At 42.1% G+C, this 21,693-nt stretch carries 17 protein-coding genes; 4 read left to right on the forward strand and 13 right to left on the reverse strand.

Annotation, left to right across the window (positions count from 1 at the left end):
- Positions 1-19 precede the first annotated feature (19 nt).
- The 8 genes from U5J89_RS15550 to U5J89_RS15585 form a co-directional block, all read right to left on the reverse strand.
- A complete protein-coding gene (locus tag U5J89_RS15550) occupies positions 20-871 on the reverse strand; it encodes a hypothetical protein (protein ID WP_322576572.1) in 852 nt (283 codons plus the stop codon).
- 31 nt (positions 872-902) lie between these two features.
- On the reverse strand, positions 903-4,277 hold the full coding sequence (locus U5J89_RS15555; protein WP_322576573.1) for a hypothetical protein: 3,375 nt from the start codon (positions 4,275-4,277) through the stop codon (positions 903-905).
- Positions 4,278-7,406, reverse strand: coding sequence for a T9SS type A sorting domain-containing protein (locus tag U5J89_RS15560; RefSeq protein WP_322576574.1), 3,129 nt, complete (start codon positions 7,404-7,406; stop codon positions 4,278-4,280). It abuts the gene before it with no gap.
- Positions 7,407-7,478: 72 nt separating this feature from the next.
- Positions 7,479-8,582 (reverse strand): type IX secretion system outer membrane channel protein PorV, encoded by a 1,104-nt coding sequence (porV, locus tag U5J89_RS15565; RefSeq protein WP_322576575.1) that lies wholly within the window; start codon positions 8,580-8,582, stop codon positions 7,479-7,481.
- A 184-nt stretch (positions 8,583-8,766) separates the two neighbouring features.
- Complete coding sequence (locus U5J89_RS15570) at positions 8,767-9,948, reverse strand: acetyl-CoA C-acyltransferase (protein WP_322576576.1); 1,182 nt, start codon at positions 9,946-9,948, stop codon at positions 8,767-8,769.
- A gap of 47 nt (positions 9,949-9,995) precedes the next feature.
- Positions 9,996-11,135: a cystathionine gamma-synthase gene (locus U5J89_RS15575; protein ID WP_322576577.1), complete on the reverse strand. Its 1,140-nt coding sequence runs from the start codon at positions 11,133-11,135 to the stop codon at positions 9,996-9,998.
- A 12-nt stretch (positions 11,136-11,147) separates the two neighbouring features.
- On the reverse strand, positions 11,148-12,368 hold the full coding sequence (locus tag U5J89_RS15580) for a tetratricopeptide repeat protein (RefSeq protein ID WP_322576578.1): 1,221 nt from the start codon (positions 12,366-12,368) through the stop codon (positions 11,148-11,150).
- A gap of 37 nt (positions 12,369-12,405) precedes the next feature.
- A complete protein-coding gene (locus U5J89_RS15585; protein ID WP_322576579.1) occupies positions 12,406-13,734 on the reverse strand; it encodes a tetratricopeptide repeat protein in 1,329 nt (442 codons plus the stop codon).
- 152 nt (positions 13,735-13,886) lie between these two features.
- Here U5J89_RS15585 and U5J89_RS15590 point away from each other — a divergent pair, with 152 nt between their 5' ends.
- Complete coding sequence (locus U5J89_RS15590; protein ID WP_322576580.1) at positions 13,887-14,690, forward strand: alpha/beta hydrolase; 804 nt, start codon at positions 13,887-13,889, stop codon at positions 14,688-14,690.
- A 12-nt stretch (positions 14,691-14,702) separates the two neighbouring features.
- The gene (locus tag U5J89_RS15595) at positions 14,703-15,080 is read left to right on the forward strand and encodes a RidA family protein (RefSeq protein ID WP_322576581.1); all 378 of its coding nucleotides are present in this window, start codon (positions 14,703-14,705) and stop codon (positions 15,078-15,080) included.
- Between the two features lie 60 nt (positions 15,081-15,140).
- Here the strand turns inward: U5J89_RS15595 and U5J89_RS15600 are convergent, their stop codons facing one another.
- The 4 genes from U5J89_RS15600 to rplU all read right to left on the reverse strand — a co-directional run bounded on the left by U5J89_RS15600 (position 15,141) and on the right by rplU (position 18,592).
- Entirely contained in the window at positions 15,141-17,069 is a 1,929-nt protein-coding gene (locus U5J89_RS15600) for a M23 family metallopeptidase (protein WP_322576582.1), read from the reverse strand.
- 3 nt (positions 17,070-17,072) lie between these two features.
- Positions 17,073-17,729 (reverse strand): fumarylacetoacetate hydrolase family protein, encoded by a 657-nt coding sequence (locus tag U5J89_RS15605; protein ID WP_322576583.1) that lies wholly within the window; start codon positions 17,727-17,729, stop codon positions 17,073-17,075.
- 69 nt (positions 17,730-17,798) lie between these two features.
- The gene (rpmA, locus tag U5J89_RS15610; protein ID WP_095605091.1) at positions 17,799-18,056 is read right to left on the reverse strand and encodes a 50S ribosomal protein L27; all 258 of its coding nucleotides are present in this window, start codon (positions 18,054-18,056) and stop codon (positions 17,799-17,801) included.
- A gap of 20 nt (positions 18,057-18,076) precedes the next feature.
- Complete coding sequence (gene rplU, locus U5J89_RS15615) at positions 18,077-18,592, reverse strand: 50S ribosomal protein L21 (RefSeq protein ID WP_322576584.1); 516 nt, start codon at positions 18,590-18,592, stop codon at positions 18,077-18,079.
- A gap of 154 nt (positions 18,593-18,746) precedes the next feature.
- Here rplU and U5J89_RS15620 point away from each other — a divergent pair, with 154 nt between their 5' ends.
- Positions 18,747-18,953 carry a hypothetical protein gene (locus U5J89_RS15620; protein WP_322576585.1) on the forward strand — a complete coding sequence of 69 codons (207 nt, stop codon included), beginning with the start codon at positions 18,747-18,749 and terminating at the stop codon, positions 18,951-18,953.
- A gap of 24 nt (positions 18,954-18,977) precedes the next feature.
- Complete coding sequence (locus U5J89_RS15625) at positions 18,978-21,041, forward strand: peptidylprolyl isomerase (protein WP_322576586.1); 2,064 nt, start codon at positions 18,978-18,980, stop codon at positions 21,039-21,041.
- On the opposite strand, the gene U5J89_RS15630 is transcribed toward U5J89_RS15625, so the two are convergent.
- Entirely contained in the window at positions 21,021-21,641 is a 621-nt protein-coding gene (locus tag U5J89_RS15630; protein ID WP_322576587.1) for a hypothetical protein, read from the reverse strand. The two genes, U5J89_RS15625 and U5J89_RS15630, sit on opposite strands and share 21 nt — an antisense overlap.
- Positions 21,642-21,693 lie beyond the last annotated feature (52 nt).

Genomic DNA, 21,693 nt, shown 5'->3' on the forward strand with positions numbered 1-21,693 from the left:
ATGATTCTTTGGATATTACTTAAAAATGAAATTTTAGTGTAAAGGTTCGATGTGGATTTAACAGATTGGTCTCCGTTTCCAATTTTCGGTTTTTAATCTTAACTGTTAAAAAGGCATCAAAAGCCGATATAATATGGTTTAATATCAGAAACGAAACCATGTTCCCGGCCAGGCGATAACTGTCATTGAAGTCATTAGCCAGGCGTGCACCTAAAATAAAATTGTCCGGCATTCCACTGCCGTCCCAGTTTAGTTGGTATTGAGCTGTAAAATCGTTCCAGCCCGGGCCATATTGATAATATTTGCTAATAAGTTCATAATATTGTTGCGAACCGTAATCCGGCATAACATGCGAAAAATTATTGCCAATATGTTCCGGATATACAAACGGGGTATTGCGTTCCACATTGCGTAGCAGTTCAATATCTACTTTCGACCAGTCGCTCTCGGGATTGTAATCAGCGGTTTTACCTTCGATATGTTGCTCAAGATCATTAATATGACTATTGCTTAAGTTATTTTGTTCGTGGTATTCCACCAGCCATTGGGCATAGTTGACCACGCTCCAGTTGTTATTTGCAAATCGCTTGTATCTTCGTTCTTCTACTCTTGCGTCGTGAGAGCCTTTAAGGTATACGCCAACCATCACCGCTTCTGCCAGGAAATATAATCCTGCCCGTACCCATTTTTTGTTGGCAGCTTGCCCACTTCCGGGAATCACAGCTGAACTGAGTAGTGCCCATCCCGCTTTTTCTCTTACTGGTTGGTAAAAGGGATCCGATTGAGCGTAATTGATGTTAGGTTTTAGGTCATCAATGGTAATTTCCTGCGAAGTCTGCACAGTTTGAGCAGTGGAACTGCTTACTATCATCCCCAAAAATATACCTAAAAATGTCGCTTTTTTAATCATGATTCAGGACATCAAAATCAAATGTTAATCCAAAATGGAAGTAAAAGCCCTTTCCGTATGTTACTCCGCTCTCTGCTGATTCCGTAATGAATTCGCTGGGTAAAGTAACATCAAATTTATTGAATCCATAAGCGCCGCTGATAAATAATTTGAGTGGGAACAGATAGTAGCTGTTAAAAGCAAATCGCAGTTCGCCGCCGAGGCCGGTTTTCAGGTTATTGCCAATTTCGAGTGGACCGTTCCAGCCGTTGCCGGTTTCCGCAAATAATCGCAAATAAAGCTTATCAAAAGTATGACGGCCAACTTGTGCATTCAATTTGTTGGCAATCGGAAATGTGTACGAAAGTTTTGCCAGTGCTGTGGTATTACCACCAAGAGCAAAGTAGGGATAACTGCGCATCCCTGTAAATCCTCCGATGTAATCGAGATAGAAAAAATCATCGGGATTATTGAGATAACTGAATCCGCGTCCATAAAAGTTAAGGGCTGAATGATGACCTATTGGATATCCCCACCGAATATTAGCTTCTATAGAGTGATTTTTGATATCCTGATAGATCGGGTTAAGAGTGCCGTCTTCTACTTCATAGTCGTCAAGCAGTTTGCTGGGTTCGTAGGTGTATCTGAATGCGCTGCGAAAACCAATAGGGGCAACATCGCTATTCGGATAGGAAGTCCAGTTCTCGTAAATATATGCGGCCGTGAGAGTGGTTCCTTTAAAGTATTCCGAAGAAGAGGAAGGAATAAATGATTCGAGCTCTTGGGAGAAAAATCCATCTGTTTGCACGCGATATGGACTGTACCCGGCTCCTAGCTCAAGTAAGTTGTGCTGATTGATTTTGCTGCGCAGAAAAATATCGGCCTCCCAGATATTGTATGCGATATCGACATTGGTGGTATCCGGCAGGCATGACGTACAGGGGAATTCCTCGATTGAAAGTCCGTCAGCAACATTTCGGCGTAAATTATAGAAATCCAGTGTAACAGTAGGAGACCATCGTTTTTTGATGAAAGGGAGTCCCACATGTTCAACTGATAAGTATAAATCTCGATCGAGATCGGTAAGCCGAGCGGGATTAAAAAAATCCCCGATTCCGCTGCTGGGTTCCGAGGCAAAACCAAAGAGAGCGCTGCCAAAGAAGTTGAATTGTCCGGTTACTTCCCGGGATGAAAAATAGGTACCCAGCTTCATATCACGCAGCAAGTTGCGGCCCAAATCGCCAAATTGACCGGCCGTGAGCAGGCGCCCGTTACTGCCGTTTTTCTTGCTGTAGTTATCGAATCGGATGACGGGATAAAAGCTAAAGTTGGTAAAGGTATTTTTATATGGTTTTAGCTTCAATTTCTCCCGGTTATTCTTCTCAGCAGGAAGCATTAAAGAATCTGAACGGCTCAACTGCTGCAGCTTTGATTTTTCAATGATTTCAATATTCTCTGTATTCTGCGGATAGTTGAGGTTTGATTTCTCAGGCAGTTTTAAATAGGAGAGCGGTTCTCGATTATAATTTGTTGCAGATTGTGGCTCAGCGGTTGATAAATTGGCGGAGGAAATGATGTAGCCTTCTGATTTAAACTCAGAAAAATAGAGCGATTCGTTAATAACTTGGGGCATAAAAGCTCCTCCTACGACGTTCGTCAACTGCTCCTGATATTGCTGTTTGCCATTGATAGAAATGCGATAAATATTGAAAATGCCATCCGGATTGGCAGAATAGTAGAGATAATTGCCTTCCTCATCTACATAAGGATCGCGGTAGTCGGTTAATGTATCCTGCAGTAGGGGTTCGACTCTTTCCGATTGTGTATCGAGGCGATAAATATTGCGGGTATGTTTGTCAGAAAAAGAAAAATAGAGGGTTTTTCCATTGGGATGCCAACTGGGACTGTAAACTTGTTCACCGTTCGTGTAATTTGTTAGCGGCTGCAGGGAATCAGAAGCTATATCCACCTCAACTAAATTGGTGCTGCCGTTTGACTGCTGAATGGCTGCCAAAGAGTTTTTCGTAGGATGCCAGCTTGGTGATGAAAGCCGCTTGCTTTGGGTGAGGCGTTCCACCTTTTTGGTTTGCTGACTATAAATAAATAGATCGTTATAGCGTTCTCCGTAGTTGTTTAGTTTTTGTCGGCTAAAAGCAATTTGAGATCCATCCGGAGAAAAAGAAAATGAGGATTGCAGATGTTTTATCGTCGGCTCCTGATTTTTATAGATGCCGTATCGCTGGTCTGATGATTGCAATGTGCCAATATCGATAGCGTGGGATGAAGCTTTTATTCCATCCCGGTCATCTACAAAGAGTTGAACAGCCGGCGATCTGCTGTCTTTGTTTGATAGATATGCAATCTGTTCGCCATTCGGACTAACGGTGGGATAGAAGTTAAAAAATCCATCGGACTGAACTGCCTCAGTTTCCGTAGGATTTAAAGATTCAGTGGCCTTACGATAGTATTTTTCGGAGGAGGAAATAAATTCATCAAACAGGTTACTTCCCGAAATTCCGGTGGTGTGCTCAAGAGCTTTATCAACGGTGAAAACTCCTGATTCTCCTAAACTTTTTGATAATGCCGGCAAAAGGTCTTCCCCGAATCGATCCACCAGATAAGAAGTAAAGGCAAAACCTTGATTATAAATCCGTTCGCGCTGCAGGGCATTTTTAGATCCGAAAATGCCCATCTCCTCAAACGAAATAGGATCGCCTGAAAGAACAGCCGTTCGGAAAAGCATATCGCGATGCGCATCCCAATAATCAAAAAACAGGTTTTGCCGCTGGTATTGTGCTACTCCCTCGGCCAGCCACGCAGGTACGTTAATAGAAGCAAAGGGGTAGGTGAGAATTCCTTTTGGATAGCCGTAAAGGACGTCGGGGCGCCGCACATCGGAGTATGAGAGCCATTGGAAGTATATGGCGGGTAGTCGACGGTCTCTTTTCATTGCGGCCTGTAGCTGTACGATATGAGTGAATTCGTGAGTGATAACATCCCAAAGCCAGTCGTGCGTACCTCGAAGAGGAGTATTCAGTGATGAAACCCAGATTTCAATCTGATTATCGAAGAAATAGGCGGCCCCGTTTGAGTAATCCCGGCGATCTTTAAGTACGATATTGGTTTTGGTATCTGGCTCGAGATTATAAAGATCAGTTATATGTGGATAAATGGTTTCGGCAATACGAGCTGTAGTTTGTGCCGAGCGATTATTGCCCTCCTGAAAGTGGATATTAAAATGGTCGCTTTCAATAGTGTACCAGGGCAGATGATTTTGGGGATAGGTTAGCTGGGAAGGCGAAAGCTGTTGTGCAAAAACAGTATTGAAGCAGTTGCACCATCCCCATAAAAGAAGTAACAGGGCGATATGGAAAATGCGATTTTTCACCTATTGGACGATTACAATTTTTATCATCTTCTGTTCTTTTTGTCCGTCTACGGTAGCCGTAATCATAGCAAAATATAATCCGCTGCTCCAGTCATGCGTAGAGATCTGATATTCTTCAGGAGGTCCCCCGTTGGCCTCATAGTTCTTGTCGAAAATAATTCTTCCGCCGGAAGTGATAATTTTTACTTCAACTGTACCCGGCCCGCTGGTTTGAAATCGAATATTGGTAAAATCTTCCGCGGGATTTGGCCAGTTATAGGTTTCCTCCTTAACAAGAATGCCATTAGTTGGGGAGGGCTCTTGAGGGTTTTCAGTACTTATAGTTCCTGAAACTTTATTCATGAATGTATTTCCATATCGGCTTGCCCATAGTACCTCATCAATATTATCCAGCTGCCAGGCTTTAATATCGCCGCGGTGACTGACTGCATAAAGGGTATTTTGGTGGATCAGCGGATGAATGGGCTGATTATTCTGATCAGAGATATTGCCTACATAAAGGGGAAATCCCTCGACGGGTTCTCCATCAACAGTATATGCGTTGATATTCAGGGAAAGGCTGTCTTGTGTGGGAATGTAAAGGGTTAAATCGCCCGTTTGTTCTGAGTGGGTAATCAGCGGTGTCCCGATAAACCGGGCATTTTGAGGAGCAGTAATGGGAAAGTTTGCCAGTAGTGCTCCGTTGATATTGCGTGCTTCAAGAGTACCCGTTTTCTGATTTACATAGCTGAAATCGATGCGTCCGTCACTATTGAGATCAGCCATAGCGGGCCATCCCAGATCGATATTTTGGACGATGGTGTGGGGCTGATTAAATGATTCGGGATCAAAGACCAAAAGCTTGTTTTCAGATAAATAATAGAATCCCTGTCGTTCATCCTCAAGTTGTACCGCCCCGCTATAATGCCGACTTCCATTCTTGTTTATGGGATATGTGCTTCCATCCGGTTCCAGCGTGAGTTGGCTTTCCGTGAGTACGGTGTATCTTCCATTAACAGTGGTAGATCGCTGTTGTGGATTTGGTAATGGTTGCTGTTCTGTACCATCTGAAATATTTATTCGCTGATCAGTAAAATCCGCATACAGTGTTTGACTGTCATTAGAACTCAGAAAAGCATCATTCGCATCAATGGTGTTATTCCATTGGGCATTCCATTGATTGCCATTCCATTGCCACGCTGATAGCTCAATTTGGAATTGAGTAGGAGCTTTTCCCAGAATAAGGGCATTCCCAAGATATGGTTGCTGGACCGATGGCGATTGAAAATCGAAAACGGGATTGTTCGTATTCCCTAGATTAACGGCATACGTTGATTGCTGCGTGGGAATAATCAGGAAAGAATCCGAAGAGGTCGAATAGAAGGTGAGCCCCAGTGGATATGCAGAAAAATAATCCGACTGAGAAGTGGTGAATGATGTTTCGTCTTCAATATTTGAAACAGGCAGATTTACCGATTGAATATTATTGGAAGAGGTTGACCGAATACGAAATGAGGCTACCGGTTGATTATCCGAAAAGTCATAGAGCTCAAAAAAACTTGGTGCCCCGGAGTTGCTTTCATTTGATGGTCGGGTATCGGGACCAAATCGGTTTTCGTAGAATTGCAGAGTATCACCATCAAGGGTAACGACTGAGGCATTATTTCCATCCCACCAGAAGTCGAAAGCGGTGCCGCGCGCCTGACTGCTAAAGTCACTATTTGCGGCTCGTCCGATATCCTGAGCACCGTCAGCTTCCTCGAGATCTACCCCGCGGCGGTCGGGGTTATTATTCACGCTTTGATTTGCTATCTGACTGTTAATGACGGCTTCATCAATATGCCAGATTAGAATACCACCGTTGAGTAACCGGTCATCGGCAGTACCTCTTGTTTCGTCGGGACCAGGATCCAAACCTCCGGGCAGACTCCACTCGGGATTATTTACATCAGTAACTACACCAGCCATTAAAGATTCCTCGAAGCCCTCTGTTTGATTGATAAAAGACTCATCGTAATTGGAAAACTGTTTAGTTTGTACCGTACCGTCCGGTTGTTCAAATGTAAGAGTAACTCCATCACTATTAGGATCGCGATGGCGGTTTTCAATCAAAAAATATTCATCAGCAGATAAAGGTACTTTTGCAATACTGTTTTGTTGATGATAAGCTGCCGCGGGGAGGATAACGGGATTGTTATTTGATGGGACTACGTTAAATGGATCTTGCCAGCCCAGGTATATTTTTTCCCAAGCTGAAGGTTCGGGCGGAAAAAGTCCACGATACGAGAAGAAACTTTCTCCGTCCATTAACCCAAATCGCCCAATCCCTGAATTGCCTGTTTCGGTGTTAAAAAGATCGGGCAGGCCGAGATAGCTTCCAATGGATGCGCAAATAAGTCCATTCGTGGAGAGTTGTAAAACAAACTCGTTACCTGTTATATCTTCGCCCCGGCGCGAGAGGCTTCGCGGTAAAATCATTGAATTGGTGATTCTGAAAGCACCATTATTAATCGGGAATCCGTCAAAATTTGGCCGTTCAAGCAGGTTGCTTAGTGTAGATTGATCTAAAAAGAGGGAAGGGATGTCTTGTGGCGTTTTATCGAGGATCGTTCCCGTTAGCTCAATATCACGGCCAATACCTGCGTGAAAGATGGCAAAGGCCGTTTTTTGGGGATCCAAATCGGAAGTAGAAAACCCACCTTGTTCTTCAACAACCTGCCAAGCATCTTGGGCTAAATCAGCGACTTTTTCGTCAGTAAAGGATTCTCCAGTAGGGGAATACCGCTCCATTTTTTCCTGCAGTTGATATACTGTGGAAAGCACCCGGAATTTGATATGCAACTGATCTCCCGACACTTTTTTGAAGTAGTTTTGTGCGAATGTCAAATGCCGTTCAAAATAGGATTGGTTATGGGGCAGGGGATCGATGGTAATATCGGGATTATCGAGATAGGCTAAATTGGATGGATTAAAGGTGCCATTACCCGTGGTTAACCGGTTTTCGTCGGGCTGAAACTCAACCATTATTGCGATTACGGTAAGTGTATCGGGAACACTGGGTTTAGAGTTTGCGTGGGGCGTGAGGCTGTGGCTCCGTTGTATTTCAAATTGTTGACCATAAACGTTATGAAGCCCAAATAATAAAAGCATGCTTACTAATAGCATGCTTTTACCGAAAAAAGTAGTTGGTTTATAAAAAGTCATGAACCCACAGCTGCTCAATTAGAAGTTTAAGAGCAAACCAAAGCGGGTTGTATTGGCAAGCGGGTGATTTTCAGCCCCGAGAGTATTTATATAACTAAAATCTACTCCTACAAACTTGTATCTAATTCCGGCCCCCAAGGTCATGTATTGACGATCACCATTATTAGGATCTTCGTAATAGTATCCGCCGCGTACTGCAAATAGGTCGTTGTACCAGTATTCTGTACCAACTGCATACATAAGCTGCTGAGGAAGCGAAAGGGTTACTTCTCCTGTTCCGGTATTGCGGTTAAAGCTTCCCCAGGATGAGAAAAGGGAACTGATAACTCCTTTGGGTTCACCATCAGAATTAAGGCGTGCCATTACCTTCGAGATATCGTTGGCAATGGTCAATTTATGGATACCGTCTTTATCAAGGTTCGTATTAAACGCCCATCCAATGCGGAATATAGTTGGTAGGGGATCTTTTTGGGCGTTATCAGTATAGTTTACGCCAGGACCAATGTTTGAGATATTTAATCCGGCATTTATATTGGCATCGTTCCCGATAAATTTAAACTTGTTTGATTTGTACATGGCAGCAATGTCAACTCCGACACTTGAACCCGGGTTGATACGCTGCTGGCTTACACGACCATCTGCAAGGCTGCTGTATATGAACCTGAATCCGGTACCGAGAGACCAGTTTTTATTAAGCTGAAGTCCATAGGAAAGTCCTGCGGCAAGTTCATAACTGTTAAAACGTCCCTGTTCTAATCCAGTTTCATCAGTACGAAGTTGCTCTCCTAAATTTAAAAAAGTAACATGTCCGCCAAATGTGCCGATTTCTTCCATATGATATTTTCCACCCAAATAATCATAAAATAGGTCGGCATTAAACTGGGGTAGCCACTCACTATGCGTAAAGTTGATTTGGTTTCCCTTTTGAAAAGCAAGTCCGGCAGGGTTCCAGAAGACTGCTGAAGCATTATCGGCAATAGCAACACCAGTATTGCCCATTCCTGCTGCGCGTGAATCGGGTTCGATCTGTAAAAATGGTACCGAAGTAATGCCAACCTGAGCATTTGATAAACTGGCAAAAACCAGCAGAAGGGCAAAAGTGGATAATGCTTTCTTAATCATAACAAAATAGGTTGATAGAAGTACGTTCAGAATTTAACGAAAAATAGCAAATAATATTAGCTAAGACTATTATTCTAAGAACTTGCTCTATTATTATATCCTTTTGATATAAAGTTATCAGAATAAATGAAAAATAAAAAAGCAGAATGGAACAATTCATCCTGCTTTCGCATTTAAAGGATTTTTAGTTAAGCATCTCCAAAACCATGGCTGATGCTCCACCGCCACCGTTGCAGATACCGGCACATCCATAACGTCCTTTTGTACGTTTGAGAGCGTGCAGAAGTGTTACAACGATTCGTGCTCCCGAGCAGCCAATGGGGTGTCCAATACTGACTGCACCGCCATGGATGTTTACCTTTTCCGGATCGAGCTCCAAAATCTGCTCATTAGCCAGCGATACCACCGAAAAGGCCTCATTAATTTCGAAAAGATCAATTTCGTCCTTTTCCAGTTTTGCCCTTTTCATTGCTTTGGGCATGGCATCGGCAGGTGCTGTTGTAAACCATTCCGGCTTTTTAGCTGCACTGGCCTGACTTACAATACGAGCGAGCGGAGTATACCCAAGTTCTTCAGCTTTTTCTTCACTCATTAAAAGAACGCCCGCAGCTCCGTCATTAATACTGCTGGCGTTAGCAGGAGTAACAGTTCCATCTTTTTCAAAAACAGGATTAAGCTTTGGTACTTTGTCATAGTTAATACGCTTGAGCTCCTCATCCATCGTAACCTTGGATACATTGCCCTTACGATCTTTTACTTTCATCTCGATTATTTCATCATCAAAATAACCCTCTTCATGAGCTTTAATAGCTCGCTTGTAAGAGGTGATGGCAAATTCATCTTGTTCTTCGCGGCTAATGTTGCACTCCTTGGCACAGATTTCTGCGGCATTACCCATGTGGAAATCATTGTAGACATCCCAGAGGCCATCTCGCAAAATACCGTCTTGTGCTTCGGCATGGCCCAACTTGGATCCAAAACGGTGTTTATTGAGATAATAGGGCACATTGCTCATGCTTTCCATACCGCCGGCAACAATGATATCAGCTTCTTCGAGCTGAATTTGATTGGCGGCGATCATAATAGCTTTCATTCCCGAGGCACAGACCTTGTTAATGGCTGTCGCGGGGGTGAGTTCAGAAAGACCGGCCTTTAATGCGGCCTGTCGCGCAGGAGCTTGACCCACTCCGGCGGTGAGCACATTGCCTAATACGACTTCTTGAATCTGCTCGGGTTTAATGCCGGATGATTTTATCAATTCTGTGATTGTTGCTGCACCTAATTCCGGTGCTGAAAATGAGGACAGGCTTCCCCCGAAAGAACCAACCGGTGTACGTTTAGCATCTACAATAACAACATTCCGCATAATTTATAGAGTTTTTTGGTTATACATTTTGTTCATGGATCTGAAATCTATTCAAACGCTTGATCCAGATCTTCGATAAGATCGTCAACATCTTCAATACCAACCGAAAGTCGGATTAAGGAATCTTTGAGTCCCGCCTTTTCGCGAACTTCTTTTGGGATAGATCCGTGAGTCATAGAGGCGGGATGGCTAATTAATGATTCAACCCCGCCAAGACTTTCAGCCAATGTAAATATTGTGGTTCTACTCATGAATTCCTGGGCTTTTTCCATTGAATCATTTTTTAAAGAAAATGAGACCATGCCGCCAAAGTCGCTCATTTGTTTTTTTGCAATTTCATGTTGTTGGTGGCTTTTAAGTCCGGGATAAATAACTTCATCTACATCGGAATGACTATCCAAAAAGGAAGCAACTTTTTTAGCATTATCAACTGATTGCTGTACACGTACCGATAGCGTTTTTATGCCTCGTAAAGTTAGATAGCAATCCATCGGGCCTGGAACAGCTCCAGTAGTTTTAACTTGGAATCGTAGTTGTTCCATAACTGCTTCGTTTGAAGTGGCAACAGCCCCTCCAATTACATCAGAATGACCGCCCAGGTATTTAGTGGTTGAATGAAGTACCATGTCAGCTCCCAATTCAAGAGGCTGCTGCAAGTAGGGAGAGGCAAAGGTGTTATCAACCAATGATAATATATCCTGTTTCTTGGCAAAATTCGTGAGTTCTTCAATATCTACAACTCGCAATAGTGGATTGGTGGGCGTTTCAATCCAAAGAAGCTTGGCATTGTCGGTAGCAGCTTCTTTGACATTCTTGATATCAGTCATATCCACAAACGTGAAGTCGATACCGTATGGAGCAAATACTTTTGTAAACAGTCGATAAGTGCCACCGTAAAGATCATTTGAAGCAATAATTTGATCTCCGGGTCGAAACATTTTTAGAACTGCATCCATTGCGGCACAACCGCTGGCAAAGCAAGCACACTCATCGGCGTTTTCTAATCCGGCAATGAGTTTTTCGAGGGCAGTGCGAGTAGGATTACCTACTCGAGCGTAATCATATCCTTTATGAACGTTAGGTGCTTCTTGTGCATACGTTGATGTTTGGAAGATCGGGGGCATTACAGCACCAGAAGTTTTTTCTGGTTCTTGTCCTGCATGAATTGCTTTAGTATTAAATTTCATTACAGAAATAAATTATAGATTAGCTTTTGCATTCTCTGCTTCCTGCTCCATTTCTAAAATAGAATAAGCTTGAAAAAGTTTCTTCCAGATTTCCTTATTCTTCTGACCTTGTTCTGCGAGGTTTTCAAAAAGAGGGATAGAAGCCGATAAATATTGTTTGATCTTTTCTTGCAATTTCTTTTGGTGTTCTTCCGATACTAATGGTAGCAGCTTTTGATATTGCGATGCACTGTTGAAGTAAAAAGTAGCTGTGCGTTCTTGAATTTCCAGGTTGCCCGGATTCGCATCAGAAATCTTATTAAATTGTTCTTTAGCTTGGGAAAATAGGGTATCGACACTATCAAAGGCTGTTTCGTCAAGTGAATCACCCTGTTTTAGAGCGGCAGTAACAGAATCGACTTTTGATTTTCCCAAGAAATATAATTCGGTAGCCAATGATTGGGCGTAGACTATATTCTGTGGTTCATCTTTGATCAGCTGCTCCAGCAGTTCTACGGCTTTCTGATGTTCTCCTGCATTAATGTAAGCATTTGAAAGTCCGTGAAGTAAATTTAAATTTCTGCTTGAAAAGGACTCGGCTTGTTCATAAATCCTAATGGCTTTTTTGGGATTGTTATTTTCGAGATATAAAAAAGCCAGTTGTTCTAAAAGAAGGGTGGGAGCATTTTCAATTTTTTTCCGAGCAGTTTCTAAGGTTTTAATTGCTTCTTTTTGTTGTTGGTTTTTGTATAACGTGCGTGCTTTCATTGTGTAGGAGACAGCACTGTCAGGGATAACAACCGTTGCATTATTGAAATGAGCAATAGCTCTTTCGTAGTTGGGTTGTCCCGCATTTTTGTCCTGCAACAATTTAATGCCCTGATTATGTTCTAAACTCCAGGTCACGTTGAGTAAGTCGCTTACCTTATTCTCTGAGTCTGCAGTATTATCATATAGATTCTCGGCTCGGTCTAAAACCTGACGAGCAATTGTGTATGGGGATATGCGTTCAGAGGGGTCTTCTTTCTTTTGGGCAAGTTGTGTGAGGAGTTTACCCTTTTGAAAATATAAATCTGCTTGCTCGGGATTTGAGGAAATATCCTTATCCAGAGATTTGATCTGTTGTTGAATCTGCTGTTCAGAAAGGTTTGCAGCATTAGCGGATTCTTGGTTTGAGGGTTGTAATGTAGAGCAACTAATAAAGAACCCGAATGCAAGCACTAAGCTTGCAATTCGGGTGTAATAATGAATCATAAAGAAGTTTGTAGGTTGTTAAATTGTATGGTGTTTATTATTCCTTCATTCCAGCTTTCTCCATCGCTTCTTTTGCCTTTTCATCCATACCTAAGAAGGTGTAAATTTGGAATAGGCTTCTCCAGTAATTTTTGTTATCCGGGTCAAGTTCTACAGCTTTTTCGTAATACTTCATGGCTTGACGGATATTTTCTTTTCCAACTTTGTCAAGCCTTGCAGCCTCTTTGTTATCTGTTGTCCGGTTACGGCGGTCAAAATAGGTTTTCGCTTTATTTTGATAGATAACGCCCAGTGTTTCGTAAGCGGCAGGATCATTAGGACGGTATTCAAGAGCTACTTTTATTTCCTCTTCAGCTCTTTTAGTGAGCTCATTCATTTCTTTCATCAGCTTTTCATTTTCGCTGCTGAGAGATTCAATCTTACTTTTTATTTCTTCTTTATCAGATTGGTCTGCTTGGTTGAATTGTTTTTGCAGCTTCATAATTTCTTGCGAATTGGTATTCAGTGAGTCCCTTATCCGCAAAGCTTGTTGATAAAGTTTGGTACCCATTACTAAGCGGTACTGTGGGTTTTTGGGATCTTGCTCAACAAGTTTATTGAGAGTGGCAATGGCTTTTTCGTCTTCTCCAACTCTACCATAAGCATCGGCAAGTGCAGAAGCAATACGTTCACTACCGGGATATCGTTCTTGTCCTTCTTCAAAAACTTCTACTACCTTATCATGTTTGTCTAAATTGTAGTAGTAATTGCCTAAGTGGAGATAGTCAACGGTATCGATCTCTGACTCAGGAATCATATTCATGTACTTGTCTTTGGCAGAAACAGCTTCTTCAAATTCTTTATTTCTGGCAGAAATCTGAGCATAGACATTCCAGGAACTGGCACTGTCTGGTAAAACCTTGGTTGCATTTTTCAGGTGTTGCATAGAGAGTTTCATCGGATTATCGACCGTACTCATAACACTGTCATTGGTAGCAAGGTCAATCCCTCGTTGAAATTCGGTCTGCCATATGGCAACTTTAACGCCGGATATATTATTAATCTTACTGGGTACATTTTCAGATGTATCAGCAACGCTTTTCGCCGTTTCAAAAGCTTTATTCATTTGTTCATAATAATCCGCACGTTCTGTGGGATCATCTTGTGATCTGGCAAGCTCTCCCAAAGCAACAGCTTTGTAATAATATCCTAGCGGATCGCCCGGATATTGTTCGATAGATTTTTCAGCTGAAGCAATAGCAGCTTCAAAATCCTGATTTTTAAGATTATTTTGAGCTTCGTCGGCTAGCGGATTCGAACTTCCGCATCCTATCAAAATAACCGTAAGCAACGTTACAAGTAAATGTGGTAATTTTTTAATAAACATGGTTTCTGATTGCTATAAATTCAATGTTATTAGAATATTCATTTGTGATTGCAGAAAGTAATCATATATAGTCCTTTCTGCAATATTAATGCATAATTTTATTATATTGCACGCTTACAAATTACAGTCTATTAACCCAGGTATCAATTTATATGTTCGGCAGCAGTCATTTCGATAGTCACCATTACAACGGTTTCGAATATCTCAATATTTCAAAGGGAACAGAGGACTCCGCGAACCTGGTCTTTTTACACGGTATGTTTGGGGGATTAAGCAATTATGATGCTTTGGTTGAATATATAGATGACTATAATATTTACGTGCCCGCGATTCCTATCTATGAGTTTAAGGCCCGAAAGCTGACATTTACAAATATGGCCAAATGGCTGCATTCATTTATGGAGGCTTTAGAGATTAAAAATCCTATTTTACTGGGTAATTCTATGGGAGGTCATCTGGCCCTCGAGTATACGGTACAACACCCGGAGAATGTGGAGGCTCTAATTTTGACCGGAAGTTCCGGACTACAGGAAAGAGATTTTGGTTCTACCTTTCCTCGTCGCAACGATCGTGATTATGTGCGTAAACAGGCAGCTATTACATTTTATGATGATGATTTTGTGACTGAAGAGCTCATGGATGAAATTATGGAAGTGATAAATGACCGGTCGAATTTATTGAATGTATTAGCTATAGCCCGGGAAACACATGAATACAATATGAAAGATTATTTGCCTGATATTGATCAGGAGGTCTTGCTGATTTGGGGGAAACAAGATGAGATTACGCCTCCCGATGTTGCGGAGGAGTTTCATGAGGCTTTGCCAAACTCCCAACTCAAATGGATAGACCAGTGTGGTCATGCTCCCATGATGGAGCATCCCGAAAAATTCGCTTTATATTTAAATGAGTTTTTAACTGAGTTGAAAAATAAAAATGCAACGTCAATAAAATAGTATTTACACATTATGAAGAAAATCATTCATACTTCAAATGCTCCGGAAGCTATAGGCCCTTACAGTCAGGCTGTTGTTCATGATAACTTGGTATATTGTTCGGGACAAATAGGACTGGATCCCGATAGCATGGAGTTTGTCGGAGACGATGTTAGCTCTCAGTCAGAACAAGTCATGAAAAATTTACAAGCTGTTTTGGACGAAGCCGGTTCCGGTTTTGACAAGGTCATTAAATGCAGCATTTTTCTGGATGATATGGATAACTTTGGAACCGTTAATGAAATTTATGGCAATTACTTTGAGAGTGATCCACCTGCCCGAGAAACGGTTGCGGTTAAAACGTTACCTAAAAACTGCAAGGTTGAGATTGGCTGTATTGCACATCTTTGATTAACAGGATAGTTTTCTATAAAGCAGGAGGGAGAAGCTGTCAGACAGTTTCTCCCTTTTTTATTTATTTTCCATTTCAAAAATCCGCTCTGCTTTGTTTCCCATTTCATCATAGGCAATAACCTTAATTTTTACAGATTCAGAAGGCGTAAAATTAGGGTGATAATAGACAAAGCGATCATTCTCAGGTTCAAACTCAGCAATTCCCTGATTGCCATTAACGAATATTTTTGACCTGCCATAATTAATTCCGGAAAGTTTATCTACAGCATCTATATAGATAATCCATTTAGCATCTGGACGTTGCTGTATGCGTGGATTTTTTATTTCAGGAGCTGATAAATCTTTTTTCAAAGAAAAGTGACCCAAGGTTTCGGCCCTGCCGATGATATGTGACCTTGTAAAGGTTGTAGGTATTAATTCCCACTTGTCATCCTCCTGATCAAAACTGTAAAACGAGAGTTTAGATGTATCGATTAAAGCACTATCACGGGCGGTATAAAATGAGAATTCATTGTTAACGGGGTAGGCGTTAGGTATTACATCCACAGTTAGGGAATCTTTGGTAAAACTATTAACAGACATGCCCACCGAAACAGTATCGTAAAAAGTTTGCTTGGGAAATACTGCAAAGTGGTTTTGATCTGCAGTAGAAATAAAAGAGAGGGATTGAGGCGTAATTCGGTAGAGTTGCAGTGGCCCCGACTCCGGAGTATTAACAAAGAGAGATTTTTGTTCTTTTAGATCTACAACAATACCGTTGGCATGTTCAATAAGTTCTTCTTTATCAGCAATTACAAGAGTGGTGTGTTCATATTGGTTATAGGGGATCGTAACCCAATCCGAAAACCAGTGCCACTGTTCGGGGGATACAGCATTGAGCGATGAGTTACGATTCGTGAATGAACGATTCTGTTTTTGTTGTAGATCCTCTTGGACATTAAGAGTGAGTTTGGCGGTAGAAGTATTGTCGTAATAATCTTTTGCTGTGATGGTAACTTGATGCGTTCCCACTGGCAGATTTAGGACGCCATTTTGACTATTCGTCTCATAAAACGGTAGGGAGTTTCCATCGGCTATATATAGTCGCTGAAATCCTTTGTCCGTATTCTTTAAAATGGGATATACGCGATCAATGAACATCTGGTGGGTTTCATTGTACGAAAAACTGTCTACCTTGGAACTAAAAAAATGTTCGCCATTTACGTTAAGATTGAGATCATAAACGGCATAACTGTTATGAACATTATTGGATTGATCAAAGGCATTGAGACCTAAGCCAATGGGTCCTTGAGCTGTAATAGTACCAAAGCTGTATGATCCATTTTCAAGTTTTGACCTTTTGGTATAGATGGCATTTACTCCTTCTATGGTAGATTTGGGACTGAGTGGCTCTACAGAAAGGTCCCTGATTTGGGGAGGAATATTGTCTTTCACGGATAAGTTCGTCAGCAGGGGATTAAATGGCTTGTGTGTGGGCGTACGAAGCTCAAAATGAAGGTGGGGCGGGCCAATACCCGATGCGCCACTGTATCCAATAAGATCACCTTGTTTAATCGTAATATTTCGCCATCCCCAGAACTTTTCTATTTCAAATTGATAATCCTCGGCAAAACGAACAGAATCAGCTAGCTGCTGAAGCTTATTATTAAAAGAGAGGAGGTGGGCATATACAGAGTAGGAGCCATCATCGTGTTTTAAGTAGATGACTTTTCCGTAGCCTCTTGGTCCAATAGCAACGCGGTCAACAATGCCATCACGGGTAGCGTAAACTTCATATCCCTTTCGTCCCCAGGTTTTGATGTCCAAAGCAGCATGAAAGTGCGCCGCTCGTGTTTCCCCAAAAGTGGAAGATAGATACCTGCTGGCATCCGTTGGCCAGGCATAGTGGGCTTGGGTTGGATCAAAAGAATGCGACTCCTGGGCTGATAACGGGTGAGCAACAAGCCCAATAAAAAGAGTGATAACAAATAGAAGGCGAATATTCATCGGTTATTCTACGGTTACAGAAATTGTTGCCAGTCCATTACTTAAAGAAGCCTTAATGGTATCTCCCGTGGTTATAGCTGATACTCCTTTGGGCGTACCGGTTAAGATGATGTCGCCGGGTTGCAGGGTAAAAATAGTCGATAAATAGTGGATAAGATCAGCCACAGTGTGAATCATCAGCTTGGTACTGTCCGATTGCCGACCCTCGTTATTTACTGATATTTGTAAATGTAGATTCTGGGGATCTTCAATCAGATCCTTTTCGACGAACGTACTCAGTGGAGCAAAAGTATCAAATCCCTTGGCAACGGTCCACGGATGACCTTTTTCTTTGGCCTTTTGCTGAATGTCGCGAGCGGTTACATCAATCCCGATACCGTATCCCCCGACATATTCTAAAGCTTCTTCTTTTGGGATATCTTTGCCCGTTTTGTCAATTGCAACAGCTAGTTCCACCTCATGTTGTACATTCTCGCTTTGGTGAGGGATCTGAATTTTGTCACCATCAAAAATGATGCTGCCGGTTGGCTTTAAAAAGACAAGCGGCTGGCTTGGAACTTCGTTGTTGAGTTCTTTAGCGTGCTCAACATAGTTACGGCCGATGCAAAATAGGTTATGAAATTGTAGATGGGGCAGCCCCGGTATTTTTTTCTTTTCCATAGAGAGCAATATAAAAAAAGCCTTGGTCTCATGAGAAACCAAGGCTTAAAAATCTGGTAAAAAGTACTGTTATGAAACAGGCTCAACACTTACATATTTACGTCCACCGGAGCGAACGCGGAAGGTAACCTGTCCGTCAGCTTTGGCAAAGAGCGTGTCATCGCCGCCACGGCCTACATTATCGCCAGGGTGGAATTTAGTACCACGCTGTCGTACGATAATATGACCGGCTTTAACAACTTCTCCGCCGTATTTCTTAACTCCAAGTCGTTTCGAAATCGAATCACGACCGTTCTTTGTAGAACCTTGTCCTTTCTTATGCGCCATAACAATCTAAAATTTCTGAATTATCCTTCTTGCTTACTGTTCCATGCATCCAAAACGGTAACCCGCTCTTCATCATCGGGAACAAATCCTTTAAGATCTTCAAGATCAGTATTTCGGATATGACTGATAGCCTCTTTGGCCGTCATATCAGTAGATACTTGTTCTGTCTCCTCAGACTTAGAAGTATCTTTCGTTTTTTCAGCTTTTTTCTTGCTTCCACTGCCTGAAGTAGAAATACTGTTGATCTCGATTTGGGACATCGGCTGGCGGTGTCCGCGCTTAACTTGATATCCCTTGCGACGTTTCTTTTTGAAAACGATAACTTTGTCTGACTTAACATTGTCAAGCAAAGTTGCTTCAACAGCAGCACCTTCAACAACAGGTTGACCTACTGTTACATTACCGTCGTCATTTGTTAATAACACTTCATCAAAAGTAAGCTTTTGATCAGCTTCATCACTTTGCTTGTCAACAAACAGGACATCGCCTTCTGAAACGCGATATTGATGTCCACCTATCTTTACTACTGCGTACATCTAATTGTCTAATTTTGTGTTGTAAATTCTTTTGGCTACAGAATGCCAAATATAAGCTTTTCGACATTCAAAGCAAAGCTAAAAATCTTATGAATTATAGTTGTTAAAATTGTATTATTATCAATGAATTACATTCAATAAAGAAGAAACAGTTATGGAGAAGAATTTACCTGATTTGCACGAGCAAGCTTTTATGTTCAAAAATGAGAAACGCTTTCAACGGGACGGGGGACGAGCCTGGATCAAGGATTCACAACTTCATGAAGCTCGCAAAGACGGAAACGGCAAATTGAAAACCATCAGCAAAAAAAAGGAAACCGATCGCGTAGAAGAAGCCAAGGATCACAATCCCTCTCTCTAATCTTTTGCAACTCAATTATTTAACATGAAATATGTCCGACTTCGGTCTTGGATAGTATTGATAACTCTGGTGGTCGGTGTTATTATTCTATTTACTTATTCCCGCGGTGATTCGGGGCCTTATAAAAGTGCGAATCCCATTACAGACTCGTTGCTTACTGCAACCTACCCGGTTTTATACGAAGCCGTGACCCAGCGGGATATAGAATCCCTCGAGCCGTTTTTATCTCATGAACATCCCGAAGTACGAAAGCAAGCATGGCGGGCATTTGCCAATACTCCTATCGATTCGGTTGACCAATTTATTGATCTTGCTATTGAACAGAATTCCGAGGCCTCTTGGTTTGGGATAAGCAAGCATGCTATCACCGGAAATAAGCTTAGAGAGCTTGAACAAAACTGGATAGAGCATGCCGAATTACGTTCGGGGATTTCAAGGGTGCTTGGCCGGCAGGGAGATGAACAAACGCTTTCCTTTTTAGTCGATCAGCTGAATAAAAATTTAGCGGATAGTGAATATCATACGGCACTGGCGGTGGGACGGTTAATCCAGCAATTTGATGTAGCTCAGGATTCGCAAATTCGGATTATTCAAAAAGCATTTGATACCGAAAATTATGAAGCTACCCGTGCTTATTTGTATGGATGGTATCGCGGTGATGAATCCGAATTATCTGCTGTTGCACAAGATACGTTATTTAGTCGATGGCAACTGATGGGCACGGGAATAAGTCGGAATGTGGATCAGTATGTAAATAAAATTCTGCCCGAGCGTACAACGCATACCATGACTATTTTTTACAATGGTGAGCAGATGCTGGATCATGAAGTTCAGCTGGCATATGAGTTGGCCACCTCGATTGGCAAAGTATCGCTGAATGATCAGAATTCATTAGCAGCTAAAATTTTGTTGACAAATGAAAATGCGCATGTACAGGTTCGAACGCTGGAAAGTTTGCGCGGGAGAATTAATGAGGGTGATGATTTGTATCAATTCATCAATGAGGAGATGTTGACTGATGAACGTTTAGCCGATGCTGTTTGGCTGCAGGCATTGGCGACAATACAGGAGGTGGATAATCAAATTGTAAAGGAGCACCATGGCCGGCTTGAAACTATTTCCGAGAAAAACCCTTATTTGTGGCCCGAGGTGTTGGGAATTTATCAGCAGCATGAATCCACTGAAAATTACCTGCAGCGTATTGGAGATTTGGTCAGCCAAGGCGAGCAACTACCAGCAATGTATGCATTGCAAAGTCTGAGAAGTTTTGTGCAGGGTACTCAAGACAGTGGTGAAGAATACAGACAGCAAATTCGCACTATTGTTTTTGATGCACTGGATCTCGGGGATCGTGGTGTAAGCTATATGGCAGGCTCGTTATTGGAAAATGAATCACTTTTTGGACCCGAGGATTTTGATCGAATAAACGGGAGCCTGTCGACCTTTTCGCTGCCTGGTGATATCGAAGTGTATCAGATATTTGGCTCGGTATATAAAGAACGATTTGAGGAGCAGGCCGAGCCAGTAATTGACTCACTTGCTTCTAAAAATTATGTACCATTGAATCGCTCGCTGGCAGATGCCGGGTGGGAGGTCGAGGTGCCGGAAGAGTCAAAAACTGATTTTCGCTTGCCTGACTGGGATCGGCTTTGGGAGCTGGGGCCGAAGCCAACGTTGCTTATGCAAACGGAGAAAGGGAGAATTCATATTGAGATGAATACGCTCAGTGCTCCGGCTACGGTAGCAATGATTGATAGCCTGAACAGGGCGGGACACTATGATGACGTGCCGTTTCACCGAGTGGTTCCAAACTTTGTGATACAAGGTGGAGATATTGAACGGCAGGATGGTTTCGGCGGTCCTGATTTTGTGATTCCTACTGAGGCATCACAAAAGGGATTTGTACGGGGTTCGGTAGGGATTGCCAGTGCAGGACCTGATACCGAGGGCAGTCAATATTTTATGATGCACCAGTGGAAGCCCCATCTAAATGGTAATTATACGCTTTTTGGTAAGGTCACAGACGGAATGGATGTGGTGGATAAAATTGTGAAAGGGGATAAAGTACTATCGACTACCTGGTATTAGGGGCTGATTATCGAGTGTTTCCGGATCTTTGAATATTAGTCTGGTATGAAACTCCCCGTTTTCGCCCATCGGATCAATATTGTTAAGGCGCCGTAGTTGCATAACTAACTTTTGGTCGAACGATTCTCCTTTTTTTAGCAACGACTGGAATTCTTTTTTAACTGCGCTGATTTTTATTTCTACCGGCTTCAGAAGTAATATAGGAAGGAGGTCGTTTAGATCTTTTTGCCATATTGGAAAAATACAGGAATATCCCATTTCGCTAAACACTTTTTCGCGCCATTGGCGAATATCTTCCAGATACCAATCGCCAAATATGAGATTTTCAATAGGCTCCTCTAATTCATTAAGAGCATTTTCGATGCGTTCCAGATAAATTTCATTCGGGCAGTTGGAAGGTAGACCGACGGAGATTAAATCCAGGTCAAGATAATCTGCCTGTTCCTTTATTTCGGTTAGCGGGATGTTTTGATGGGGCACAACGTCGGTAGATTCATCATAGGTTGTAAGCAGTTTTAGTTCTGCTTCAGGGTGTGATTCCCTGAAAAAGTGCAGAGCCAAATAAGCATCTTTGCCGCCGCTCCAAAAAAGAATATTCATACTGTAATAATTTAAAAATCAGTGTTTGTAATTAAAGTAAGATCGATTCTGA

Origin of the sequence: Fodinibius sp., assembly GCF_034521915.1 — a bacterium.
In the GTDB taxonomy this organism is placed as follows: Bacteria; Bacteroidota; Rhodothermia; order Balneolales; family Balneolaceae; genus Fodinibius.